General features: G+C 54.3%; 18 protein-coding genes. 5 read left to right on the top strand and 13 right to left on the bottom strand.

Annotated elements, in window-relative coordinates; all coding sequences use genetic code 11:
- Window positions 1-213 precede the first annotated feature (213 nt).
- From infB to EQG79_RS21610, 3 genes are all read right to left on the bottom strand, one after another.
- On the bottom strand, window positions 214-3,462 hold the full coding sequence (infB, locus tag EQG79_RS21620; protein WP_129603943.1) for a translation initiation factor IF-2: 3,249 nt from the start codon (window positions 3,460-3,462) through the stop codon (window positions 214-216).
- A gap of 166 nt (window positions 3,463-3,628) precedes the next feature.
- Window positions 3,629-4,873, bottom strand: a complete 1,245-nt coding sequence (gene nusA, locus EQG79_RS21615; protein WP_077921335.1) for a transcription termination factor NusA — start codon at window positions 4,871-4,873, stop codon at window positions 3,629-3,631.
- Window positions 4,874-4,989: 116 nt separating this feature from the next.
- The gene (locus EQG79_RS21610) at window positions 4,990-5,499 is read right to left on the bottom strand and encodes a ribosome maturation factor RimP (RefSeq protein ID WP_129603941.1); all 510 of its coding nucleotides are present in this window, start codon (window positions 5,497-5,499) and stop codon (window positions 4,990-4,992) included.
- A gap of 191 nt (window positions 5,500-5,690) precedes the next feature.
- Between EQG79_RS21610 and EQG79_RS21605 the strand changes: the two genes are divergently transcribed.
- The 3 genes from EQG79_RS21605 to EQG79_RS21595 all read left to right on the top strand — a co-directional run bounded on the left by EQG79_RS21605 (window position 5,691) and on the right by EQG79_RS21595 (window position 8,523).
- Complete coding sequence (locus EQG79_RS21605; protein ID WP_129603939.1) at window positions 5,691-6,812, top strand: endonuclease/exonuclease/phosphatase family protein; 1,122 nt, start codon at window positions 5,691-5,693, stop codon at window positions 6,810-6,812.
- 288 nt (window positions 6,813-7,100) lie between these two features.
- Entirely contained in the window at window positions 7,101-7,430 is a 330-nt protein-coding gene (locus EQG79_RS21600; protein ID WP_077921332.1) for a winged helix-turn-helix transcriptional regulator, read from the top strand.
- 10 nt (window positions 7,431-7,440) lie between these two features.
- The gene (locus EQG79_RS21595) at window positions 7,441-8,523 is read left to right on the top strand and encodes a fatty acid desaturase family protein (RefSeq protein WP_077921331.1); all 1,083 of its coding nucleotides are present in this window, start codon (window positions 7,441-7,443) and stop codon (window positions 8,521-8,523) included.
- A gap of 39 nt (window positions 8,524-8,562) precedes the next feature.
- Here EQG79_RS21595 and EQG79_RS21590 read toward each other — a convergent pair whose 3' ends face one another.
- A complete protein-coding gene (locus tag EQG79_RS21590; protein ID WP_129603937.1) occupies window positions 8,563-8,925 on the bottom strand; it encodes an endo-1,4-beta-xylanase in 363 nt (120 codons plus the stop codon).
- A 98-nt stretch (window positions 8,926-9,023) separates the two neighbouring features.
- Between EQG79_RS21590 and EQG79_RS21585 the strand changes: the two genes are divergently transcribed.
- Together EQG79_RS21585 and EQG79_RS21580 are read left to right on the top strand one after the other, a co-directional pair.
- Window positions 9,024-10,004, top strand: coding sequence for a helix-turn-helix transcriptional regulator (locus EQG79_RS21585; protein ID WP_129603935.1), 981 nt, complete (start codon window positions 9,024-9,026; stop codon window positions 10,002-10,004).
- 84 nt (window positions 10,005-10,088) lie between these two features.
- Complete coding sequence (locus tag EQG79_RS21580; protein ID WP_129603933.1) at window positions 10,089-10,481, top strand: RidA family protein; 393 nt, start codon at window positions 10,089-10,091, stop codon at window positions 10,479-10,481.
- A 73-nt stretch (window positions 10,482-10,554) separates the two neighbouring features.
- Here the strand turns inward: EQG79_RS21580 and EQG79_RS21575 are convergent, their stop codons facing one another.
- From EQG79_RS21575 to EQG79_RS21535, 9 genes are all read right to left on the bottom strand, one after another.
- A complete protein-coding gene (locus EQG79_RS21575; RefSeq protein WP_077921328.1) occupies window positions 10,555-11,670 on the bottom strand; it encodes an endo-1,4-beta-xylanase in 1,116 nt (371 codons plus the stop codon).
- Window positions 11,671-11,741: 71 nt separating this feature from the next.
- Window positions 11,742-12,656 carry a helix-turn-helix domain-containing protein gene (locus tag EQG79_RS21570; protein WP_077921327.1) on the bottom strand — a complete coding sequence of 305 codons (915 nt, stop codon included), beginning with the start codon at window positions 12,654-12,656 and terminating at the stop codon, window positions 11,742-11,744.
- A gap of 9 nt (window positions 12,657-12,665) precedes the next feature.
- Entirely contained in the window at window positions 12,666-13,469 is an 804-nt protein-coding gene (locus tag EQG79_RS21565) for an oxidoreductase (protein ID WP_129603931.1), read from the bottom strand.
- Window positions 13,470-13,617: 148 nt separating this feature from the next.
- Window positions 13,618-15,540, bottom strand: a complete 1,923-nt coding sequence (locus tag EQG79_RS21560; protein ID WP_129603929.1) for an alpha/beta hydrolase-fold protein — start codon at window positions 15,538-15,540, stop codon at window positions 13,618-13,620.
- Between the two features lie 70 nt (window positions 15,541-15,610).
- On the bottom strand, window positions 15,611-16,750 hold the full coding sequence (locus EQG79_RS21555; RefSeq protein ID WP_129603927.1) for an alpha/beta hydrolase-fold protein: 1,140 nt from the start codon (window positions 16,748-16,750) through the stop codon (window positions 15,611-15,613).
- A 285-nt stretch (window positions 16,751-17,035) separates the two neighbouring features.
- Window positions 17,036-18,268, bottom strand: a complete 1,233-nt coding sequence (locus EQG79_RS21550; RefSeq protein ID WP_240699414.1) for a glycosyl hydrolase family 8 — start codon at window positions 18,266-18,268, stop codon at window positions 17,036-17,038.
- A 204-nt stretch (window positions 18,269-18,472) separates the two neighbouring features.
- Window positions 18,473-19,579 carry an alpha/beta hydrolase-fold protein gene (locus EQG79_RS21545; protein WP_129603922.1) on the bottom strand — a complete coding sequence of 369 codons (1,107 nt, stop codon included), beginning with the start codon at window positions 19,577-19,579 and terminating at the stop codon, window positions 18,473-18,475.
- Window positions 19,580-19,730: 151 nt separating this feature from the next.
- Window positions 19,731-20,807, bottom strand: a complete 1,077-nt coding sequence (locus tag EQG79_RS21540; RefSeq protein WP_129603920.1) for an alpha/beta hydrolase-fold protein — start codon at window positions 20,805-20,807, stop codon at window positions 19,731-19,733.
- Between the two features lie 13 nt (window positions 20,808-20,820).
- Entirely contained in the window at window positions 20,821-21,984 is a 1,164-nt protein-coding gene (locus tag EQG79_RS21535) for an esterase (RefSeq protein ID WP_129603917.1), read from the bottom strand.
- Window positions 21,985-22,029 lie beyond the last annotated feature (45 nt).

The following is a 22,029-nucleotide window of genomic DNA, read 5'->3' as shown; positions in this document are numbered from 1 at the left end:
CGGTGCGACAGCTATCTATCGTACACAGATTGTACCAGTTTATCATCCGCGCAGGGGCTCACCTCAAAAAGCCGCTGATTCCTGTACTTTCTGCCACGTATAATGGGCTTGCTGGTCGGGCGGAAGCACAAAAAAGCCCCGATTGTGCTACAATCGGGGCTCAGGATTACTATATGGGATGCACGATTAACGCGTACCGCCCGACAGCGCCGGTTAGAGCGTCCGTTTTACTTCTTTCAGTTCGAAGCTTTCGATGATATCACCAACTTCAATGTCGTTGAAGTTTTTGATGCTCAAGCCGCATTCATAGCCGAATTTCACATCGTTGACGTCATCTTTGAAACGCTTGAGGGCGCTGATTTCGCCCGTGTGTACCACGATGAAGTCGCGGATAAGCCGGATCTTGTTGTTCCGTTTGATATTGCCTTCGGTCACGTAACAACCGGCTACCGTACCGATCTTACTGATCTTGAACACCTCGCGTACTTCGATATTACCGACAATTACTTCTTCAACGGTTGGTGCCAGCAGGCCTTCCATGGCGTCTTTCACCTCGTTGATGGCGTCGTAAATAATCGAGTACAGACGAATTTCGATCTGCTCCTGTTCGGCCAGTTTCCGGGCCGGGGCCGATGGCCGCACCTGGAAACCAACGATGACCGCATCCGAGGCCGAAGCCAGTAGAATGTCCGATTCAGAAATCTGACCGACTGCTTTGTGGATGATGTTCACCTGAACCTCTTCCGTCGACAGTTGAAGCAGCGAATCCGACAGGGCTTCTACCGAACCATCTACGTCACCTTTCACAATCACGTTCAGCTCTTTGAAAGTACCGATCGCTTTACGACGGCCAATTTCTTCGAGGGTGATGTGCTTGCGGGTCCGGAGCGTTTGTTCGCGGAGCAGCTGTTCGCGTTTGTTCGCAATTTCACGGGCTTCGCGCTCCGTTTCCATCACGTTGAACTTATCGCCAGCCTGCGGAGCACCCGGCAGACCCAGAATCTGAACCGGTTGGGCAGGACCTGCTTCTTTGATCCGTTCGCCCCGGTCGTTCGTCATGGCCCGGATGCGCCCGTAATGGGCGCCTACCAGCATGATGTCTCCCTGGCGGAGCGTTCCGTTTTCGACCAGTACCGTTGAGATGTAGCCACGACCTTTGTCGAGCGAGGCTTCAATAACGGTACCGAGGGCCCGGCGGTCGGGGTTCGCTTTGAGTTCGAGCAGTTCGGCTTCGAGCAGTACTTTTTCAAGCAGCTCATCGACGCCCATACCCGACTTAGACGAGATTTCCTGGGCCTGGTACTTACCACCCCATTCTTCGACGAGGAGGTTCATAGACGCCAGTTCAGAACGAATCTTCTCGGCGTCGGCACCTGGTTTATCTACTTTCGAGAACGCAAAGACAATCGGTACGCCAGCCACCTGCGCGTGGTTGATAGCCTCGCGGGTTTGGGGCATCACGCTATCGTCGGCTGCGATTACGATAATAACAACGTCGGTTACTTTCGCACCGCGGGCCCGCATGGCCGTAAAGGCTTCGTGACCCGGGGTATCGAGGAACGTAATGGCCCGGTCGTCGTTGGTACGTACGCTGTAGGCACCAATGTGCTGCGTAATACCACCGGCTTCGCCAGCCGCTACCTTGGCCCGTCGGATGTAGTCGAGCAGCGATGTTTTACCGTGGTCGACGTGTCCCATGATCGTAACGATCGGTGCCCGGGGCTGTAGATCATCCGGCTCGTCGCCTTCAACATCGATACCCGCTTCGGTTTCATCTTCGGCCGACACGAACTGTACGTCATAACCAAATTCATCGGCGATAACCGTGATGGCTTCCGCATCGAGTCGCTGGTTGATCGAGACGAACATACCGAGGTTCAGACAGACCGAGATCACCTCGTTGATCGAGACGTTCATCAGCGAAGCCAGGTCGTTGGCCGACACAAACTCGGTTACCTTCAGGATTTTTGCTTCGAGCTCTTCCTGTTCGTTCAGCAGGCGACGATCTTCTTCGCGCTGGTTCCGACGGTCGCGCCGACGATCTGCACCCCGGTTGGGCTGGTTGCCCTGCATACGGGCGTTGGTCTGCTGGATCGACTTCCGTACGTCGGCCTGTGACGGGGCCTCACGACGGTTGTTACCACCCCGGTTGGCGTTGTTACCGCCCCGGTTAGCATTGTTACCACCCCGGTTGGCGTTGTTACCGCCCCGGTTGGCGTTGTTGCCGGTGTTAGCCTGGTTGCCGCCAGCCTGTGCCGGGCTGTTAGTTGCCGTCCGATCGCCCTGGGCCGGTGTACGATTTCCATCGCGCGGCTGGTTCCGATCGCCTGGTGGCCGGTCGCCCTGCGCCCGGTTTGCCGGACCGCGGTCGCCCTGCGGACGATTGGTATTTCCTTGACCCTGCGGTTGTCCGTTGCCGCCCTGACCCTGCTGGTTTGTTCCACCAACGGCGCCTTCGCGACCACCCCGAATCCGCTTGCGTTTCTTTTTATCGGCGTTGCTGCCGCCACCACCCTGACGGGGGTTATTGACCGGCAGTTCGATTTTACCCAGAATTTTCAGGCCACCCAACTGGTGACTACCGGCTGCCCGGATCGTCTCGGTCGGTGCCGGCTCACTCTCAGCCGGGGCTGGAGCGGGCGGTGGCGTGGCTGGTTTGGCTGGTGCCTGAGCAACGGCCGGCCGTTCTTCAGCGCGGGGCTGTGCGGGCGCTGGAGCTGCTGCAGGAGCAGGCTTGGGTGCTTCCACTTTGGGTGGTTCTGGTTGCGCTACTGGCGCAGCCGGAACGGGTGCCGCCTGTACTGGTTTGGGAGCTTCGGGTTTAGGCTCTACAGGAGCAGGTGCCGGAGCGGGTTCTTCTTTAGCCACTACCGGAGCGGGAGCCGGTTTCGGTGCTTCGACCGGAGCCTTCACCGGTTCTGGCTGAACCGGCTTCTCAACCGGCGCTTCCACTTTGGGTGGTGTTACCGGAGCAGGAGCGGGAGCCGGTTTCGGTGCTTCGACAGGCTTCTCTTCCACCGGAGCTTTGGCTTCGGGGGCAGGTGTGGCAGCCGGTCTGGCATTTAGATCAATCTTGCCAACGACTTTCAGGCCCGGCAAACCCGTCTGAGCGGTCTGGGGGGCTGGTTTGGGCTCGGCCGGGGCGGGTTTAGGCGCTTCGGGCTTGGCTTCGGCAAGGGGGCGACCTGCGTCATCACGACGGTAGGCCGGTAGGAAATCTTCCTCCCGACGACGCGGTGGCTCGGCGACCGCAACCGACGGTTCGGTCCGGCGAGCTCCGTTCAGGAGTTCCGTTGATTTATACTCCTTCGCTAACACCTCCAACTGTTCCGAGTTGATTTTGGTGTTAGGATTATTATCGACCTTAAACCCTTTGGCAGACAGACGCTCCACAACTCGGCTGGCAGCCAAATTGAGAATTTTTGCCACTTGATTTAGGCGCATTGACTTTTCTTCTGCCATACGTTCGGTCTATATTCGGCAAATTTAATGGTTGTTGATATGGTATGAACAACAGTTACAGCAATTAAAATCCCTTCTTTCAATAATGCCGCGTGAAAAGTGAAGAATGAACACCTGGTCAGGTCGTTAATTGTCCATTCTTCCTCCGTTGCGATACCGGCCGGTCTTACTCAAACTCCTGCTTAAGGATATTGAGGATTTCTTCAACGGTATCTTCTTCCAGATCGGTCCGCCGAACGAGCTCTTCGCGGCTGAGGGCCAGTACGCTCTTGGCGGTATCGAGACCCACCTTACGCAGCTCATCGATCATCCACTCGTCGATTTCGTCGGAGAATTCCATCAGGTCAACGTCTTCGTCATCCTCCTGGCCTTCGTTGTCGCGGAACACGTCGATCTCCATGTCGACCAGTCGGCCGGCCAGCTTGATGTTCTGCCCGCCTTTACCGATTGCCAGGGATACCTGATCGGGTTTGAGGAATACCGACACCCGTTTGGTTTCGCGATCGATCTGCATCGAGCTGATTTTGGCCGGGCTTAGGGCGCGGCTGATGAGCAGCTCGAGGTTTTCGGTATAGTTGATAACGTCAATGTTCTCGTTACCCAGCTCACGAACGATGCCGTGAATCCGGGAGCCTTTCATACCTACGCAGGCACCCACCGGATCGATGCGATCGTCGTACGATTCAACGGCTACTTTGGCCCGCTCGCCCGGTTCGCGAACGATTTTGCGGATAGAGATCAGGCCATCGTAAATTTCGGGAACCTCTATTTCGAACAGGCGCTCCAGGAAGACCGGCGACGTGCGCGACAGCATGATTTTGGGCGTGCCGTTCAGCATCTCAACGCTCTTGATCACAGCTTTAACGGCTTCGCCTTTCCGGTACCGATCTTTGGGAATCTGTTCGGTACGGGGCAGGCTCAGTTCGTTATTCTCCGAGTCGACCAGGATAATTTCGTGTTTCAGCAGCTGATACACTTCGGCGCTGACCAGATCGCCCACCTGATCTTTGTATTTCTGATACAGGAGTTCTTTCTCCATATCCTTGATACGCTGAATCAGGGTCTGACGGGCTGTTTGAACAACCCGACGGCCGAAGTCTTCCAGTTTTACCTCTTCGGCAACCTGTTCGCCTACTTCGAAGTCGTCCTGGATTTTGCGGGCTTCGGCGAGGGGGATTTTGTCGTAATCCCAGATGTCTTCAGAGTCATCGTCGACAATCTCGCGGGTGCGCCACATCTCCAGATCGCCACTTTCGGCGTTGATGATAACGTCGAAGTTTTCGTCGGTGCCGTATTTCTTACGAATCATTGTCCGGAAGACTTCTTCCAGAATAGCGATCATGGTGGGCCGGTCAATGTTCTTCGACCGGGCGAAATCGGCAAACGATTCGATTAATAATCCACTGGTCATTTTCTTCGTGTGCAGTTTTTCTGTTTCAGTTTCTATATGGGTGGTCTACCCGGGCAGGCAATCAGCGAGTAAAGTCAGAACGGACTTGTCGTTCCCTGAAGGCAGCAGTCTGTAACTTAATTGAACGATATTTCTACGGTTGCTTTTTTAATCTGGTCGTAGGGGAGGGAGGTTGGGCCACTCAACACAACGATACCAGCTTCAGCGTCTTTCTTCTGTTTGGTTTTTGACCGTTTCTCGGGTACGATATTCAGCACAATCTGCTGCTCATCGGCGGCCTCGAGTTTACCGCGGTGCAGGCTGCCATCCGTTAGCACCACCGCTAGTTGCCGACCGATGTTACGCACATACTGACGCGAAAACGCCAGCGGGAAATCGACCCCTGGCGACGAAACTTCGAGCGTAAAGGGCGAATCGCCGAAGAAGTTGGCTTCGTCCATCTCGCCACCCAGCCGACGACTGATGTCAGCACACTGATCTATGGTAATCCCCTCGTCGCTATCGAGTAAAATGGTTACCTTGATCCGGCCACCCTGGCGGCCAACTACCTGAAGGTCAACAAGGTAAAACTGGCCGTTATTCAGGTAAGGCTGCAGTAATTCGGTTAGTCGTGTTTTGTCGTCCATACTGTAGGGCTAACAAAAAAGGGAGTGCGACTCCCTTTTTTCATTAACACTAAATATCATTTCTGGTGCAAAGATAGTATTTTTTTGTGGGCTTCGCAAGTGCTGACCAGGCTGGGTTTGTGGGCGTTTCGGCCATTATACCGTACTTTTGGGCTTTTGAGGAGCATCGTCCAGCTCAATGATCAGACACCATGACGGTTCGAACACAGGTTAGCCGATTTATTGCCTTTTTTTTTCGCTCGCTGTTGTGGTCGCTCAACTTACTGCTGGTTCTCTACACCGCCCTTGCGTACTGGCTGCTGCAGTCCATGCCAACTGAACACTGGTTATCGGGCATGATCATGATCTCGATACCGGTTGCGTGGGGGCTGAATCTGCTGTTCGTTTTTTTCTGGCTGACAAGTCGTCCCTGGCGGAGCTGGTTGTCGGGGCTGGTACTTGTCATTGGCATGATCCTGTTCGGGCCGCGCACCTTTGTCTGGAACAGCCCCGTTGATCCTACGGGCAATGCTGTTCCGTTTCGGGTTTTCAGTTATAACGTGCAGGGATTTGGGTATACCGATGATCAGGTAAACTACCCGGAAAGTTCGCCGAAGGTACGCCGGGTGGCTAATTACGTGCTCCGCTACGAGGCCCCCATCAAGTGTTTGCAGGAGTTTTACAATTCCGTGGCCCTGAAGGATTACGATCTGATTACCCGGTTTCGGCAGAGCGGCTATGTATACTCCGTACTGCTGCATCCTGAACTGGCCACCGCGCGGAATGGGCCGATCGGTGCGGCTATTTTCTCGACCTATCCTATTGTATCCTCGGGGCGCGAACCGTTCAGCGGCTTCAACGGCATCGTATGGGCCAATATCAAGATCGGTACGGATACCATATGCGTCATCAACGTACATCTTAAGTCGATGGGAATCCGGGTAGGCAAGGTATTGCGGCAGGACGAACTGACTGGCGTGAAGCACGAAACGCGGGGGGTGCTGAGCGCGCTGCGGTCCGGATTTATCAGCCGGCGGGAGCAGGTTCGGCGGGTCGAAGAATACATCAGGAGCAGTCGCTATCCGGTTGTGGTGACCGGCGATCATAATGACACGCCCTATAGCGTTGTTTACGAACGCATGCGGCAGACACTACCCAACAGTTTCGAAACCAGCGGGCGTGGTTTTGGTTTTACCTACAACCGGCTACCGGGCTTTATTCGAATCGATCACCAATTTTATGATCCTGAGCTGCACATCCTTAACTTTGAGACGCTCAACTACGTTAGCTATTCGGATCATTACCCCATTGTGGGCACGTACAAGCTAAAGTGATACGGGTTAGCCTACAATTTTAATATAGTAAGTTAGGAACTTACTGCGTCGTAAGTCAGTTTCGTACAGTATAGTGATTGTGGTGCTACAATCTCTTTTCTTTTCCCTCCCCTCATTCGGTCTTTGGGTGTTTCAGTAGCAGCGTGATCGACTTTCCCCCATACGCTGTCGGTATATTGACGTTAGTAGTCAGGTACGTGCCCCAACCGATGCGTTCCCGTTTGTTCTGATAGTCTGTTTCGTAAGCGTGTGTATGCAGGCTGTATAGTCTGCCAACCTAAACCAGTTATGTCAAGCGACCGCTCTGAGCTGCCGCCGGAGCCGGACCTGCTCCTGATTACCAATGCGTTGTCAGTTATATGTGGCAAATGGCGCCTGTATATCATTTTGCTGCTCAACGAGCAAACGCTTCGCTACAGTCAACTAAGTGATTTGTTGCCCGAGGTAAGCGAGAAAGTACTGGCCAGTGAGTTGAAAGCTCTGGTATCGCTGGGTATCATGAAACGCGAAGCATATGCCGAGATTCCGCCACGAGTAGAGTATTCGCTAACCCCACAAGGACGGATGGCGCTGCCCATATTGAGGCAGATTCAGCTAATCGGTCAACTCATCCAATAAGCATCCAACTATGTCTGCCCAATTGAAATTCGTTAATAAAAACAAGTCAGCTTTTTTCCCCACGGTCCGAAAACGGGTCGACGCTTACTTCGCCGAACAGGCTTTGTCGCCCCACGCCAACGGAGCCATGTGGGCTAAGGCCAGCTTCTTCCTGATTGGGTATATGAGCCTATATGGCCTTATCCTGTCGAATCAGTTTGGCCTGTGGGCCATGCTGGGGCTGGCTATGCTATTGGGGATGTTTGCTGCCTTTATTGGGTTCAACGTATCGCATGATGCGCTGCACGGGGCTTTTTCGTCACGCCGGTGGGTGAACAGGATGCTGGGTAACAGCTTTTATCTGCTGGGGGCCAATCCCTACGTCTGGACCATAACCCACAATGTGGTTCACCATACCTACACTAATATTCCGGGTCATGACGAAGATATTGAAGTAGCTCCGGGACTCGTTCGGCTCGACGCTCAGGAAGCGTTGCATCCCTGGCATCGGTATCAGCATTGGTATACGTTTCCGCTTTATGCGCTGGCGTCGCTGTCGTGGGTATTCCGGAAAGATTACGTCAAGTTCTTCAAGAAGCAGATCGGTCAACATGACAACTCGACGCATCCGCGCCGGGAGTATGTCCGGCTGTTCTTTTCAAAGGCCTGTTATTATTTCTTTTTCCTGGTGCTGCCCATGCTGGTGCTTGACATCACCTGGTGGCAGCTGCTGATCGGTTTTGTAGTCATGCACCTGGTCGAAGGGCTGGTACTGGGGCTTGTTTTTCAGCTGGCTCATGCGGTAGAAGGTACTACCTTTCCGCAGCCCGACGAGAGCGGTACGGTACAAAATGCCTGGGCTATACACCAGTTGGAGACGACGGCCAATTTTGCGCCCCGCAGCCGGACCGCGGCTTTCTTCTGTGGTGGCCTGAACCGGCAGATCGAGCACCATTTGTTTCCGAAGGTGTGCCATATTCACTACCCGGCTATTACGGCCATTGTAAAAAATACGGCGCAGGAGTTCGGATTACCCTACCTGGAGAACCACAGCTTTGGTTCGGCGCTGGTATCCCATTTCCGGCTGCTTCAGAAACTGGGCCGGCCGGTATAAGCCATAACCAGCCGGCACCCATCTGACCGGGTGCTGGCTCTATTTCTTTAACGCAATTACCTTCTCGAAAGCGGGTTTAGGCTGGTTGTTGCGGTTGAACAGGAGCGGGTAGTTGGTCCGGCCACGGATGGGCCAGCCGTTCAGCCAGCTATCGCCGTCGTTGACGCCCCAGAACGTGACGCGGTGACTTTGTCTTTGTGCTTCAGAAAGAGCTTGAACAGATTCTCGTAATCGGTAGCCAGTTGGTTCTGAACACTGGCGGGCGATGTGGCTATCAGTAGTCACAATCGTTTTTGCCATCGTTGCTTGGTGAACCATGCTGACCAGAATTATCCGACTCCCACTCAACAAAAATCTTATTTTTGCACCTCCCAGGTGGCTGCCCGAAAAAATCTCCGGCATACTATGGCAAGTCTATCCCTAAAAATGGACGGATAGATTTGGTCAATCCATTCTGGCTTCCTTGGTTTGTTTGCTCAACGGTAGTGTGCCAATCAACCATGGATCACGAAACAAACCGCCTTACCCGACTGGTCACCCTGTTGACCCTCTTGCAAACCAAACGGCTTTTGTCAGCGACTGAATTAGCCCAGCGCTTTTCGGTCAGCACCCGTACTATCTACCGCGACATCCGAACCCTCGAACAGGCTGGTGTTCCGATCGTGACGCAGGACGGGAAAGGCTACACGCTCGTAGATGGCTATCGGTTACCCCCTATTATGTTTACCCGTGAGGAAGCTATGGCCCTACTCACAGCCGAAAAGCTGGCGATTGGGTTAACCGATACGTCTACGGCGCAACTCACGGGCTCGGCGATGGACAAGGTGCGGGCTGCCCTACGACGCACCGACCGCGATCACCTGGAAACGTTCGCTCCCCACATTCAGGTGGTTGGACCGGGCGAATTGCACAGCCGCCCAAATGCTTATCAGCAATTGGTTACCGCCATTACCCAGCAACGAGTTGTCAAGCTCAGCTACAGGGCAGCCGTTTCTGCCGAGGTCACCACACGGGATGTGGAGCCCATCGGTTTGTACCTAAGCCAGCAATGGCACCTGGTGGGGTTTTGCCGACTACGGCAAGCGTTTCGTAATTTTCGATTAGACCGCATCCAGGACTTGTCCATCCGAGCCGAAGCTTTTGTGGCTCGGTCTGAGACCCTGGCCTACTACTGGGCACAGGAGGCTACCCGGCGAGGAAGGGAGAAGGTCGTTATTCGCCTGCAGCCGACTGCGGTGCCAGCCGAATCGGTTCAGCGGCTGCACGATACAAAACACCAATTTGGCTGGGCGTACGAGCAGCTACTGCCGGATGGCCAAACAGAGATGACTTTTTTTATCGGATCAATGCCCTACATAGCGGCCTGGTTGTTACCCTACGCAGGAGCCGTTACGGTGCTCGAACCAGCCGAGTTACTCCAGGAGTTGAGCGAACTGGCCAGGCGGTCGTATCAGTTTTTTGCGCCTGCCACTGGGGTATGACATAAGGCTGTCGCTAGAGGCCATGACCTTTGTCTTGTTCAATGAGCGATCGCTTTATTGAAGTAACCGCAAACAAACAGGACAATGGAAAAACGAACAATCGATCCCTGGAAGTGGGGTGAGTACACCAATTCGGCGCAAGCTGTGGAGGTTAAGCAGGTCGAAGGGACGCTTTACTGCTCGGGACAGGTAGCCATCGATGCCAACGGGCAGCTCAGCTCGGGCGATATGAGAACTCAGTTTCTTCAGACGATTCAGAATGTGGAACAACTCATCAGCGAGGCCGGCTACGAATGCAAACATATTGTTCGCCTGAATGTATTTACGACCTCAACGGCCGAGTTTTTCACCACCTGTGTGGATCTCTACCAGGGATTTACGGCCAGGCATGGCCTCAAGCAGGCGACTACGCTGATTGAAGTGAAAGGGCTTTACCAGACAGCATCCATTGAACTCGAAGCGACCGTCGTGAAGTAATTCGCTCGCTAGCAGGACAAAGGGCCGGACTAGTCCGGCCCTTTTGGCGATGAACAGTTATCTCTCCGGTAGGCTATTTTTTCAGCGCAATTACCTTCTCGAAAGCGGGCTTGGGCTGGTTGTTGCGGTCGAACAGGAGCGGGTAGTTGGTCCGGCCACGGATGGGCCAGCCGTTCAGCCAGCTATCGCCGTCGTTGACGCCCCAGAACGTGACGCGGGTAACTTTGTCTTTGTGCTTCAGAAAGAGCTTGAACAGATTCTCGTAATCGGCGGCTAGCTGTTGCTGCACCGCGTCGGGGAGTCCGTTCACGTAGGGATTGGATTGCTCGTTAGCGGTCATGCGCGCGCCGACGTCGGCTCCCTGGAAGTTGCGTGGCAACACCTCGATATCCAGCTCCGTAAACATCACTTTTACGCCCAAAGCTGCGTATTGGAGGATGCTTTCTTCGATGTCGGCGAAGGGTACTTTGCCGACATGCCAGTGCCCCTGTATGCCCACGCCATCGATGCGCACCCCGGCGGCTTTTATCTTTTTGACGATGTCGATACAGCCCGCGCGCTTCTTAGGTTGCTCGTTGTTGTAATCGTTGTAGTACAGTTCCGTTTTGGGAGCCGCCTGCTGCGCCAGCCGGAACGCTTCCGTGATGTAATCGTCGCCTAGGTGCTGCAGGAAGACCGATTTTCGCAGGGTTCCGTCTTCGTTCAGGGCTTCGTTGACGACATCCCACGAAAAGACTTTACCCTCGTAACGCCCGGCCACCGTTTTGATATGATCGGTAAAGAACGTCCGGATCGAATCCGGGCTTTTAATGCCCCGGATAAACGGGGGCAACTGACTGTGCCAGACCAGCGTGTGACCATTGATTTTGATGTTATGCTTTTTGCCAAACGCCACCAGCTTGTCGGCCATCTCGAAGTTGTAGGTATCCCACTTTGGATGAAGCAGCGCCGACTTCATGATGTTCTCGGGTGTGGCCATGTTAAACTGACGTACTATAAATTCCGTCGTTTTGGGGTCCCGTTCGTCGATCTGGGCATTGTTGAGGCAGGTGCCGATGCCGAAATCTTTCCTGAAGGCGTCTTTCAGCGAGGGAATGGTTTGGGCAGATGCCGATTCAAAGGGCAGGATAACGGTTGCCAGCAAGAGTGCGGCCGTGCTGGTGGCAAAGACGTGTCTGTTGAGATACATGAGGTTTATACCGTTTAAAGTTGTATGCGTTATTAAGGGTTTCTTACCAGTTATTGAGAGTCAGTTGTTACCTATGCCGTAGCTGATGTTCGATAGGTAGCAGGCGTCATACCTGTTTTTGCTTTGAACAACTTGCTGAAATACTGCGGATACTCAAACCCTAATTGATAAGCAATTTCGCTCACACTGGCTCGTGAGCCGAGCAGGTTCGTTTTGGCTTCTTCAATCAGGTACGCGTGAATATGATCCTGTGCATTTTGGCCGGTTTCTTTCTTCAGCAGATCGCTCAGGTAGTGGGCGGAGAGTGCCAGTTGGTCTGCCAGATAGCCTACCGTGGGCAACCCTTTTGTCCGAAGCTGCTTATCGTCGAAATACGCCTTTAATACCTGATCGAACCGGATCAGCAAATCGCTGTTCGCCGACTTTCGGGTGATGAACTGACGGTCGTAATACCGTGAACAGTAGTTCAACAGCAGTTCGATGGTCGAGACAATCAGCGTCTGACTGTGCCGGTCAATGTTTTCGCCCAATTCCTGGTCGATGGTCTGAATGCAGGTACGTAACGTCTGTTGCTCTTTGTCGGAGAGGTGTAGCGCTTCACTGGCTTCGTACGAAAAAAAGGTATAGTCTTTCATCTTACCGGCCAGCGAAGTGCCCCGGATCAGGTCGGGGTGGAAGAACAACCCCCAGCCAATCCGCTCCTCCTGTTTATTTCGATCATCCTCAATCGTGATGGCCTGCCGGGGCGCAATGCAGAACAAGGTTGCTTCCTGAAAATCGATCTGCTTTCTGCCATATTTTACGTCGCCCACACAGTAATTTTTGAACATGACGGAGTAGAACCCCGAGGTCATCAGCACCCCGTCCTGCGCATTGATGTCGGCGCGGGTAAAGTCAATAATCGATACCAGCGGATGCCGGGGCTTATCCTGGCTGAACAGTTGATTCAGCTCGCTGATGGTTTCAAGGTGATGAACGGCTGCCATACGACCTGCTTAGTTTACCTGACTCATAATGATTTTATCGAACAGCCGGTCGCCCAGATTAACCCGCATCCAGACCATCGGCTTGGCCAGACTACCCACCCGATAGCGCGTTTTGGGCTTGCGGCTCCTGACAATAGCTGACACCGTTTTTGCAATCACCGAGGCTGGCGACATGGCCATCGAGGCTGCACTGGCAACCCCTTTCACAATGTTGGCGTAGGGGCCACTGCCAGACCGAGCCACCATCGGACCACTCATCACGTCACCAAACTCAGTGGCAATCAGACCGGGTTCCAGAATCACGACCTGGATGTTAAACTGGCTCAACTCCAGACGCAGGCAATCACTCCAGCCCTCAATGGCGTGCTTGGACGCATGATACCAGGCACCCATCGGGGTGTACATTTTGCCCCCCATCGAGGAGGTGTTGATAATGGTGCCAGACCGGGCTTCGCGCATGAAGGGAATAACTTTCTGGGTTAAACTGGCCAGGCCAAACACATTCACCTCAAACTGCCGCCGGGCCTCCTGAATCGGAATTTCCTCGACCGATCCGTAAATGGCGTATCCGGCATTGTTGAACAGCACGTCGATTTTCCCCTCCCGCTCGATGATGGTGTCGACTACCTGCTGGATGTTTTCCTCGTTGGTAACATCCAGTTGCAGGGCAATGCCGCCTGCCCGTTGCAGATCCTGCATCTGATCAATTCGCCGGGCAGCCACATATACTTTGTGCCCTTCGGCGATCAACGTTTTAGCGGTTTCTTTACCCATACCCGACGACGCGCCTGTGATTAAAATTACCTTGCTCATGGTTCAATTTGGTTTGGTTGATTGATGAGACAAAGGTCAGCCGCAGGTGCAGGCAGGAGGTACATCGAATTCCTGAATGTTGTATACGAATTCCAGTTCGCGTCGGGTTGCTCCACGGCAAAGCAACCCGACGCAGATCCGAGTTCGGCTATTTAAACAGCACCTGGCTAAACATCATCAAATCGTGCCGCCAGACCGGCCAGGTGTGGCCACCGGCGTATTCGCTGTAGCTGTACTTGATGCCCATCTCGTCGAACTTCTTCATCATGATCTGGCAGTTCTGGTAGGCGATGTCTTCTTTACCGCCCATTGAAATCCACAGGTTTTTTAGGTTCGAGTTAATGGTCGACGCGTTATCTTTCATGAACGCATACTGCGGGTCGGTCAGCTTGGGGTTATTGGCAAACCAGCCTGAACTGAACACGCCCAGGCTCGAGAACATCGGCGTGTTTTTAATGCCCGCGTACAGCGTCTGCAACCCACCCATCGACAGGCCCGCCAGCGCCCGGCTGTTGGCGTCGGCCTCGACCCGGAAGTTGCTTTCCACAAAGGGAATGGCGCCCAGCTTCAGTTCGTTTTCAAACGCCTTCAGCACGTTCTCGTTGAAACCGGCCAGGCCACCGGCGCTCACGTTGCCGTCGAGCATGGCGATAATCATCGGTTTGGCTTTGCCTTCGGCGATCAGGTTGTCGAGAATCAGGTCCGTTTTGCCCTGGGTAGCCCAGCCGCGCTGATCTTCGCCCCCGCCATGCAACAGGTATAGCACCGGGTATTTGTCGGTCGATTTGTCGTAGCCGGGCGGGGTATACACGTACATTTCACGCCAGCTATTAGTGGCCTTCGAGAGGTAGCGTTTGATGCGGATGTCGCCGTGGGGTACGTCTTTCATGGCGTAAAAGGCTCCATCTTTGTCGGGTATCTCAATGCCACTGGCCATGCGGCTCATGCCATAGAAACTTTCGCTGGCCGGGTCGGCAATAGCTACCCCGTCGATCAGCAGCGAGTAATAATGGAAGCCCCGGCTGATGGAATCGGTGGTGGCGGTCCAGAAACCGGCTGTGTCTTTCACCATGTCGTACTTCTTACCCAGGTCGACCTGTACTTTCTGGGCGTCGGGGGCTTTGACGCGGAAGACGACGCGGTTGTCGGGCAGAATCTGCGGGTATTTGACGTTACGGATGTTGGTCGAAGCGGGCGTTCCCAGCACCGTATATTTGGTCAGCGAACCAGTATCGACGGGCTTGAACAGGAACTGTGAGAACATGTACAGTCCGTTTTTCCAGACTTTAAAATCGTGCCCACCCGGCTCCACGTAGTAGATATGCGGTACGCTGTGCTGGTACAGATAGTCGTGGGTACGTTTGCTAAACGAGATCAGCCCGTCGGCGTCTCCGCACGAAAGCCACAGCAGTTTCAGTTGTTTTTTAGCGGCTTCGGGATCGGGGACCAGTTCTTCGGGGCGTTTGGTGTTGGGTGCCGACGAAAAACCGCCGACCCAGGCGAACCTGTTCAGATTGCCCAGTCCGAAATTCAGCGACTGCCCACCGCCCATCGAGAGGCCGGCAATGGCGCGGTGTTCCCGGTCGGTCAGGGTAGGGTACTTTTTTTCGACAAACGGAATGAGGTCGTTCAGCAGGTCTTTCTCGAACGTAGCGAACGCTTCTACCTTGTCTTTGTCGAAGATATTCCCTACCGCCCGGTCGTCTTTCATGGCGCGGCCGTTGGGCATCACCACGATCATGGGCTGGAGTTTGTTTTCGGCGTACAGATTGTCCAGAATAACCTGCGGATTACCCCCCTTCAGCCATTCTTTTTCATCGCCACCGATACCGTGGAGTAGATACAGCACCGGGTATTTTGTCTTCTTCGAGAAACCCGGCGGGGTGTACACCAGCGCCTTACGCGTTGTCCCCACGGTTTTCGACGGATAGCTGATCGAATCCAGTTTACCCGTGGCGATTCCCGAACGGACCTGGTCGAAGCCTTTCGGCATTTCCTTTTCCATTTTCTGGGCGTGACTACCGAAGCTCAGCAGGCTCAGGGTAGTCATTATGTACATGAATCGTTTCATTGATAGCATATTAAGTGATTGCAATTGGTTTTTTTGTCATCCCGGCGACAGGAGGGATGACAAAAAAGCGTTACTTCTTAAATATCAGACTGGCATACTGCCGCAGCGACCGGCGCCAGGTTTGCCACTCGTGCAACGTACCCGGCGACTCATAATACACGTGCCTGATACCCGCTTTGTCGAGCGCTTCATGAAAGCCTTTCACGCCCGCATACATGCGCTCCGGCTCTTTGGTGCCGATGCTTACGTACACCAGCTTCATCTTCCTGTTGAACGCATCGGCATCGGCCAAAGCACCGTCGTAAAGCTGTTTGACGTCGGCACCCGGCTGTAACCGACCCGCTCCGCTGAACCCGCCGATATAGGCAAACTTGTCGAGATTAGTCATCGTGGTCTGGAACGTCTGGAAACCGCCCATCGACAGGCCCGCCATGGCCCGGCTATCCCGGTCGGTCAGCGTCCTGAACGACTTGTCGATCATCGGGATTACCTCTTTTACCAATAGCTCAGGAAATACGTTGGGGGCCATGCCATTGGTTGTGCTGACGGGCCTGGTGGGGTCAGTGGCATAGCCGCGTTCCATCACCACGATCATGGGCGTGGCTTTTCCTTCGGCGATCAGGTTGTCGAGAATAAAGTCCATTTTACCCTGCGTGGGCCAGCCGGTTTCGTCTTCGCCCGAGCCGTGCTGGAGGTACAGCACGGGGTAGCGCTTCTTCGGGTTTTCGTCGTAGCCGGGGGGCGTGTATACATTAGCCCGGCGCCAGGCTCTGGTCATGTCGGAGTAGTAATTGACCGAACGTACCTGGCCATGTGGCACATTTTTGGGCTGATAGTAGTCCATGTCCTTGTCGGGAATATCGATGCCGCTGGCCATTCGCCCCATGCCGTAAAACGTCTGGCTCGCCGGATCGCAGATGGCGATACCGTCGGCGATGAGCGAGTAGTAGTGAAACCCTTCACCAACAGGCTCCGTCGTTACGGTCCAGAAGCCGCTGGTGTCTTTCACCATGTCGTACTTCTTCATCAGGTCGATTTGCAGCTTGCGGGCATCGGGTGCTTTCACGCGGAACACCACCCGATTGTCGGGCAGTATTTGCGGGTACTTCTGCCCCGGAATATTGGTCGAAGCCGGTACGCCCCCGGTCTGAGCCAGAGCCGGTCCCATCAGGGTCATTGCCCCGATGAGTAAGGTGAATAATGTCTTCATGTTATTTCATGGTAAAGGGTTGGTAATTAGAGGTTTAAGGTTAGGCCCTGTTAGGGGCTTAACAGCGCAGCGTCGGTAGAAAGAAAACCGATATCGTCCCGTTCATTTACAGCGTGCCGTAGGTACGCAACCCGCTCGGATGTCGCGTACCTACGGCACGCTGGTGATTTAGGTGCGTCTTTTTTTCTACCGACGCTGCGCTGTTGAATCCCTACGGGATTGGTAGCTCGCTTTATGGGGAATATGGGTTGTTTTAAACAGCTGGTTAGCAATGCCGTGACTTGCCTAACGGGCCTGTGGCGTGATCATTTGATATTTTCCGCTCAAATGCATGAGGCTGAACAGATACAGCAGCCCATCATAATACGGGTCGAAATAGCCATCCTCGAAGGGCTCTAGTTTGGCGTTCCAGAGGGCATCCACAAAATCGCGGCTGTTCTTTTCTTTGTTAATCAGCGACAGCGTAGCGGCCGTCGACACCAGCCCAAGCGAGTGGCGGAGTTTCTTCACCGGTCCGGCCTGCAAGATGAAATCAGGTCGTGAACCATCCAGATTGAACTGGTCTTCATACGTGTCCATGCCTTTCGAGCGTAAGAAGCCCTGAAACCGTTTGGCGTAATCTTCCTGCCAGGCTTTATCCTTACCCGACCAGGTATAGTCCATCGCAATGTTCATGGGCACCCGCCACGAATCGTACCGAAACGCCGAGGGTGACCAGCGGGTGTCGTGTGGTTTGCCGCTGAACTCCGTATAGTCGGCGTTGAGCCCCGTTACCGGATGGCAGGCGCGGTGTAGAAACACCCGCGAGGTGTCGGCGCATTCCTTGTAAAAGGCTTCGTGACCGTCTTTAGCGTACAGCACCCAGGCGTCGTAGAACGCGGGCAGGTGATACGACGGGTCGGTCCATTTGTAGTTGTTGCCTTCGGGCACGAACGAAATCTGTTTGGCGTCGGTGTTGATCAGGTTGTAGATGTTGCCGGTACCGTCTTTCTTCCACATGGCATCCAAAATCCGCCGGGCTTCGCCGTAATAATTGATGCCGGTATTGTTGCCCCATTTATTAGCCGCAAACAGCAGACTGGTGATGTAGTACAACTCGCCATCGGAGGCCGACCCTTCGGAGTTTTTCTTCATCGTCTGCGGGTTGATGCTCCAGGCAAAATAGGCTTCCCGTGGCCCGCTCTGGTGTTGCAGGTACTTTTTCGACCACCGCCAGATCCGGTCGAAGACGTCTTTTTTATCCAGTTGAACGGCGATCATCATGCCGTACGACAGGCCTTCGGTTCGGGCGTCTTTGTTCTTCACGTCCGACACATAGGCCATCGTATCCCCAACTTCAAAGTATACCTTGTTCGGTCCTTCGAAGATGTCGTGATACGCCTTCGCCAGTTTCGCGTCGATGTCGGCCTGTTTGTAGCCCGCTTCGCGAAACAGATTGCGGTAGTTGCCTACCTGAACCGCTGCTTTAGGTTTGTCCGTTTTCTTTTTTTGAGCCACCACCGTGGGCGCCGTTATCAAAAAGACACCGGTCAAAACTGGGAGCAACCAGCGATTTCCCGTCCTGTATACTAATTTCTTTCTCATAGATTTTCGGGTCTTGTATAGGCGTTTAAACACATGGCGGTCCACCGTTGCGGAGTTTACCCCAACCTCCTGGAGGCTAATGCTCATGCAAGTGTACCCCGGCAGCGCATTAGCCCCCTTCAGGGGGTTGGGGGTAACTTACTTAAACAGCATTGGGGCCATCTCGTGCAGGCTTCGGCGCCAGGTCTGAAACTCGTGGGCGGTTTTGTCGGATACGTACGAAACGGCGTTGTACCCGGCGGCTTTCAGGTCCTCGGCGGCTTTCTTCACGCCATCGGGCCGCTCTTTGCTGCCGCAGCTGATAAACACCAGCTTTGGTTTGGCTTTGTCCTTGAGATCGTCTGGTGCGTAAACACCACCGCTGAGCAGGCCGTAATAACCGAACACCTCGGGCTTGTTGAGGGTGATCGTTTTGGTTTCCATACCGCCCATCGACAGGCCCGCCATGGCCCGGTTATCCCGGTTCGCCATCGTGCGGAAGTTGGCATCGACGTACGGAATCAACTCTTCAGTTAATACCGTCTGGAAACCATCGATCTTGAAATCGCGCATCCGTCCCCATTTCACTTCGTTGGTCATGCCGTAGGTCATTACGATGATGAACGGCTTGGTTTTTCCTTCGGCGATCAGGTTATCCATGATCAGGTTAGCGTGTCCCTGATTGCTCCAGGCCGTTTCGTCTTCGCCCCAGCCGTGCTGCAAGTACAGCACCGGATACTTTTTCGACTTCTCTTTCTCGTAGCCCGGTGGCGTGTAGACAAACGCCCGACGTGACGTACCTGTACTTTTCGAGGGGAACAGAATCTGCTGAACGTTGCCGTGGGGTACGTCTTTCAGCGCATAAAAATCCTGATCGTGGGCCGGTATTTCGATGCCACTTTCCCACCGAACGGAGCCGTAGTAGTTCTTGGCGCCGGGGTCGTTGAACTTCCCGCCGTCGATGGTGACGTTGTAGTAATGGAATCCCTCATCCATAGGGCCTGCGGTGGTTCCGGTCCAGTATCCGTCAGCTCCTTTAGTCAGGATGGTGCCGCCCCGGCCACCCAAACCCAGGCTCACCCGGACGCTATCGGCGTTGGGGGCATGGATCCGGAATCGGGCGTAGCCCTGCGAGTTCACCTGCGGGTACTCCTGCCCCGGTTGATTGAGTGAGGAGGGTTTGAAATCTTCCTGGATTGTCTGCGCGAAGCAGCTGACGCTCATCATCGTGGCTACCACGAATGCAGCAATTGGTTTGATGGTCATTAGGGTATAGGTTTATGTTAGGGGAATTGAACGGATTGTCTTACCCCCAACCCCCTGAAGGGGGCTTTGCCCGCAAGTAGAAAAAGCCCCCTTCAGGGGGTTGGGGTAAGATCGTAATAATTCAAAATCGGTGTGTCATCCCGTCACAGCTCTATTTAAACAACTGCGGCAGCGTATCGGCCAGGTACAGTTTGCAGTTCATCCAGGTATGGCCGCCCGGCACAATCAGCGGCTCTACCTTGATTTTCTTTTCCTGAAACATGGCGATGTTCTTCTTCACCGGCTCATACAGAAAATCCTCCGTGCCGACGCTGACAATGAACAGCTTCAGTTGGCTGTTGAGCTTTCCGGCGTCCGGCGACCAGTTCGAAAAGTTCTTCTGAAATTCTTCGGTAGCCGTGTAGGGCGCATACGAACACACATAGGCGAACGTATCGGGATTGGTCAGGCCGATGTTCAGCGTTTGCCCACCCCCGACCGAGAAACCGGCCACGGCCCGGCCTTTGCTTTCTTTAATGACCGGGTAATTAGCCTCCACGAACGGGACAACGTCGTTCACCATGTCTTTGGTAAAATCAGCCATCGGGGCGGGGCGAACATTGCCGTAGGGCATCACGATCAGCATCGGTTTGGCTTTCCCCTGTGCAATCAGGTTATCGGCAATCAGGTTGGCCCGGCCCACTTTGGTCCAGGTTTCTTCGGTGTCGGAGCCGCCGTGAATCAGGTACAGTACCGGGTATTTCGTTTTGCCGTTGGGGTTGAAACCCGGTGGGGTGTATACCAGCAACTGACGGGTGGTGCCCAGCGTACCTGACTTGTAGTAGCGGTAGCTGATTTTGCCGTGGGGTACGTTCTGCAACGAATGCACCAGCGGCTGATCGCCGGGTACGTCCACGATGCTGCGTTTGAATCGCTCGTTGGCAAAGATGTAGGTGTTGCTGGGGTCGGCGATTTGTACGCTGTCGACCGTGAAGCTATACGGGTAGATGTCCGGCTTCACCGGCGGCACCGTCACGCTCCAGATGCCCGACGTGTCTTTGGTCATGGCGACGGGTTCTTTCAAAAACTCGCCGGACACCATCACCTTTTTCGCGTTTCGGGAAAAGAACCGGAACGTGATGCTGTGGTCTTTATGCACATCGGGCGAACTGATGGCGGGTGGGCGTTGCTGCGCTATGGCCGAAACTCCCAAGACAGCAACCAGCAGAATAGATAAAATACAGTTCATGGTTCGGTAGGGTTTATGGTTGGAATAGCAGTGGCGTGGTGGCGGCAACGTACGTTTTTACATTCATCCAGGTGTGGCCGCCGTCGGTGATCAGGCTTTTGTAGTTCACCTTTTTTGCCTTCAGGTAATCCATGAATTCAACCGTGCCTTTGTACAGAAAATCATCGCTGCCGACGCTCACCCATAGCAGTTTGAGTTGCTTGTTTGTCTGCTCAGGTTTGGCTACGATCTGGCTGAAATTGCCATCCATTTCCTGGGGCGACAGGTACGAACTGTAGGCGCACACATACGCAAACTTGTCCATGTTGCTGAAGGCCGCCCGGAGCGTTTGCCCGCCCCCGCGCGAAAAGCCGCCGATGGCCCGACTCTCGCGGTTGGGAATGGCCCGGTAGTTCTTCTCGACGTATGGAATGACATTGCTGACCAGATCGGTCGTGAAATCATTGGCCCGCTTCACCGCATCAGCCCCGTCGCGAACGGTTGGATCGGCGGGTTTTGAACCCCCTTTCTGTTCAGCCATACGAGCAGCAATATTGCCGTAGGGCATCACGATGATCATCGGCTTCACCTTGCCCTCGGCCAGCAGATTGTCCAGAATCAGGTTGGTTTTGCCAACCTTGAAGAAGGTTTCTTCGGTATCGGTCGTGCCGCTTATGAGGTAGTAGACGGGATACTTTTTCGACGGCGACTGGTCGTAGCCCGGTGGCGTATACACGACGACTGAGCCGGTTGTCCCTTCCATCGACGGGTAATATTCGTAGTTGATCGACCCGTGGGGTACGTCCTTCATGGCGTGAACCAGCGGTTGATCGCCGGGTACGTCGACCAGGCTGGCTTTGAACCGCTCGTTGGGGAAGAACGCAACGTTGGCGGGGTCCATCACGGATACACCATCTACCCGAAAGTTGTAGGGGTAAATGTCGGGTTTGACGGGGCCGACCGTCACGCTCCAGATACCCTGCGCATCTTTGGTCATGGCCACGGGACCTTTTTCAAATTGCACGCTCAGTTCGACTGCTTTGGCCTGCGGGGCCTGGTACCGGAACGTCACGGTCTTGTCGGGGTTCACCTGGGGTGACACCACCAGCGGACCACGGGGCGGTTGGGCCAGGGCCCCGGTGCATAGGCCAATCAGGACTACCAGGAGCCATAATGGGCTGATTCGTTGTTGGTTCATGGTTGGTTTAGGGTTTTCTATTTTTCACCCCCAACCCCCTAAAGG

Source organism: Spirosoma sordidisoli, assembly GCF_004138325.1.
Lineage (GTDB): Bacteria > Bacteroidota > Bacteroidia > Cytophagales > Spirosomataceae > Spirosoma > Spirosoma sordidisoli.
Note: the sequence above shows the minus strand (reverse complement) of the source record. Positions and strands in the feature narration are given on the sequence as shown.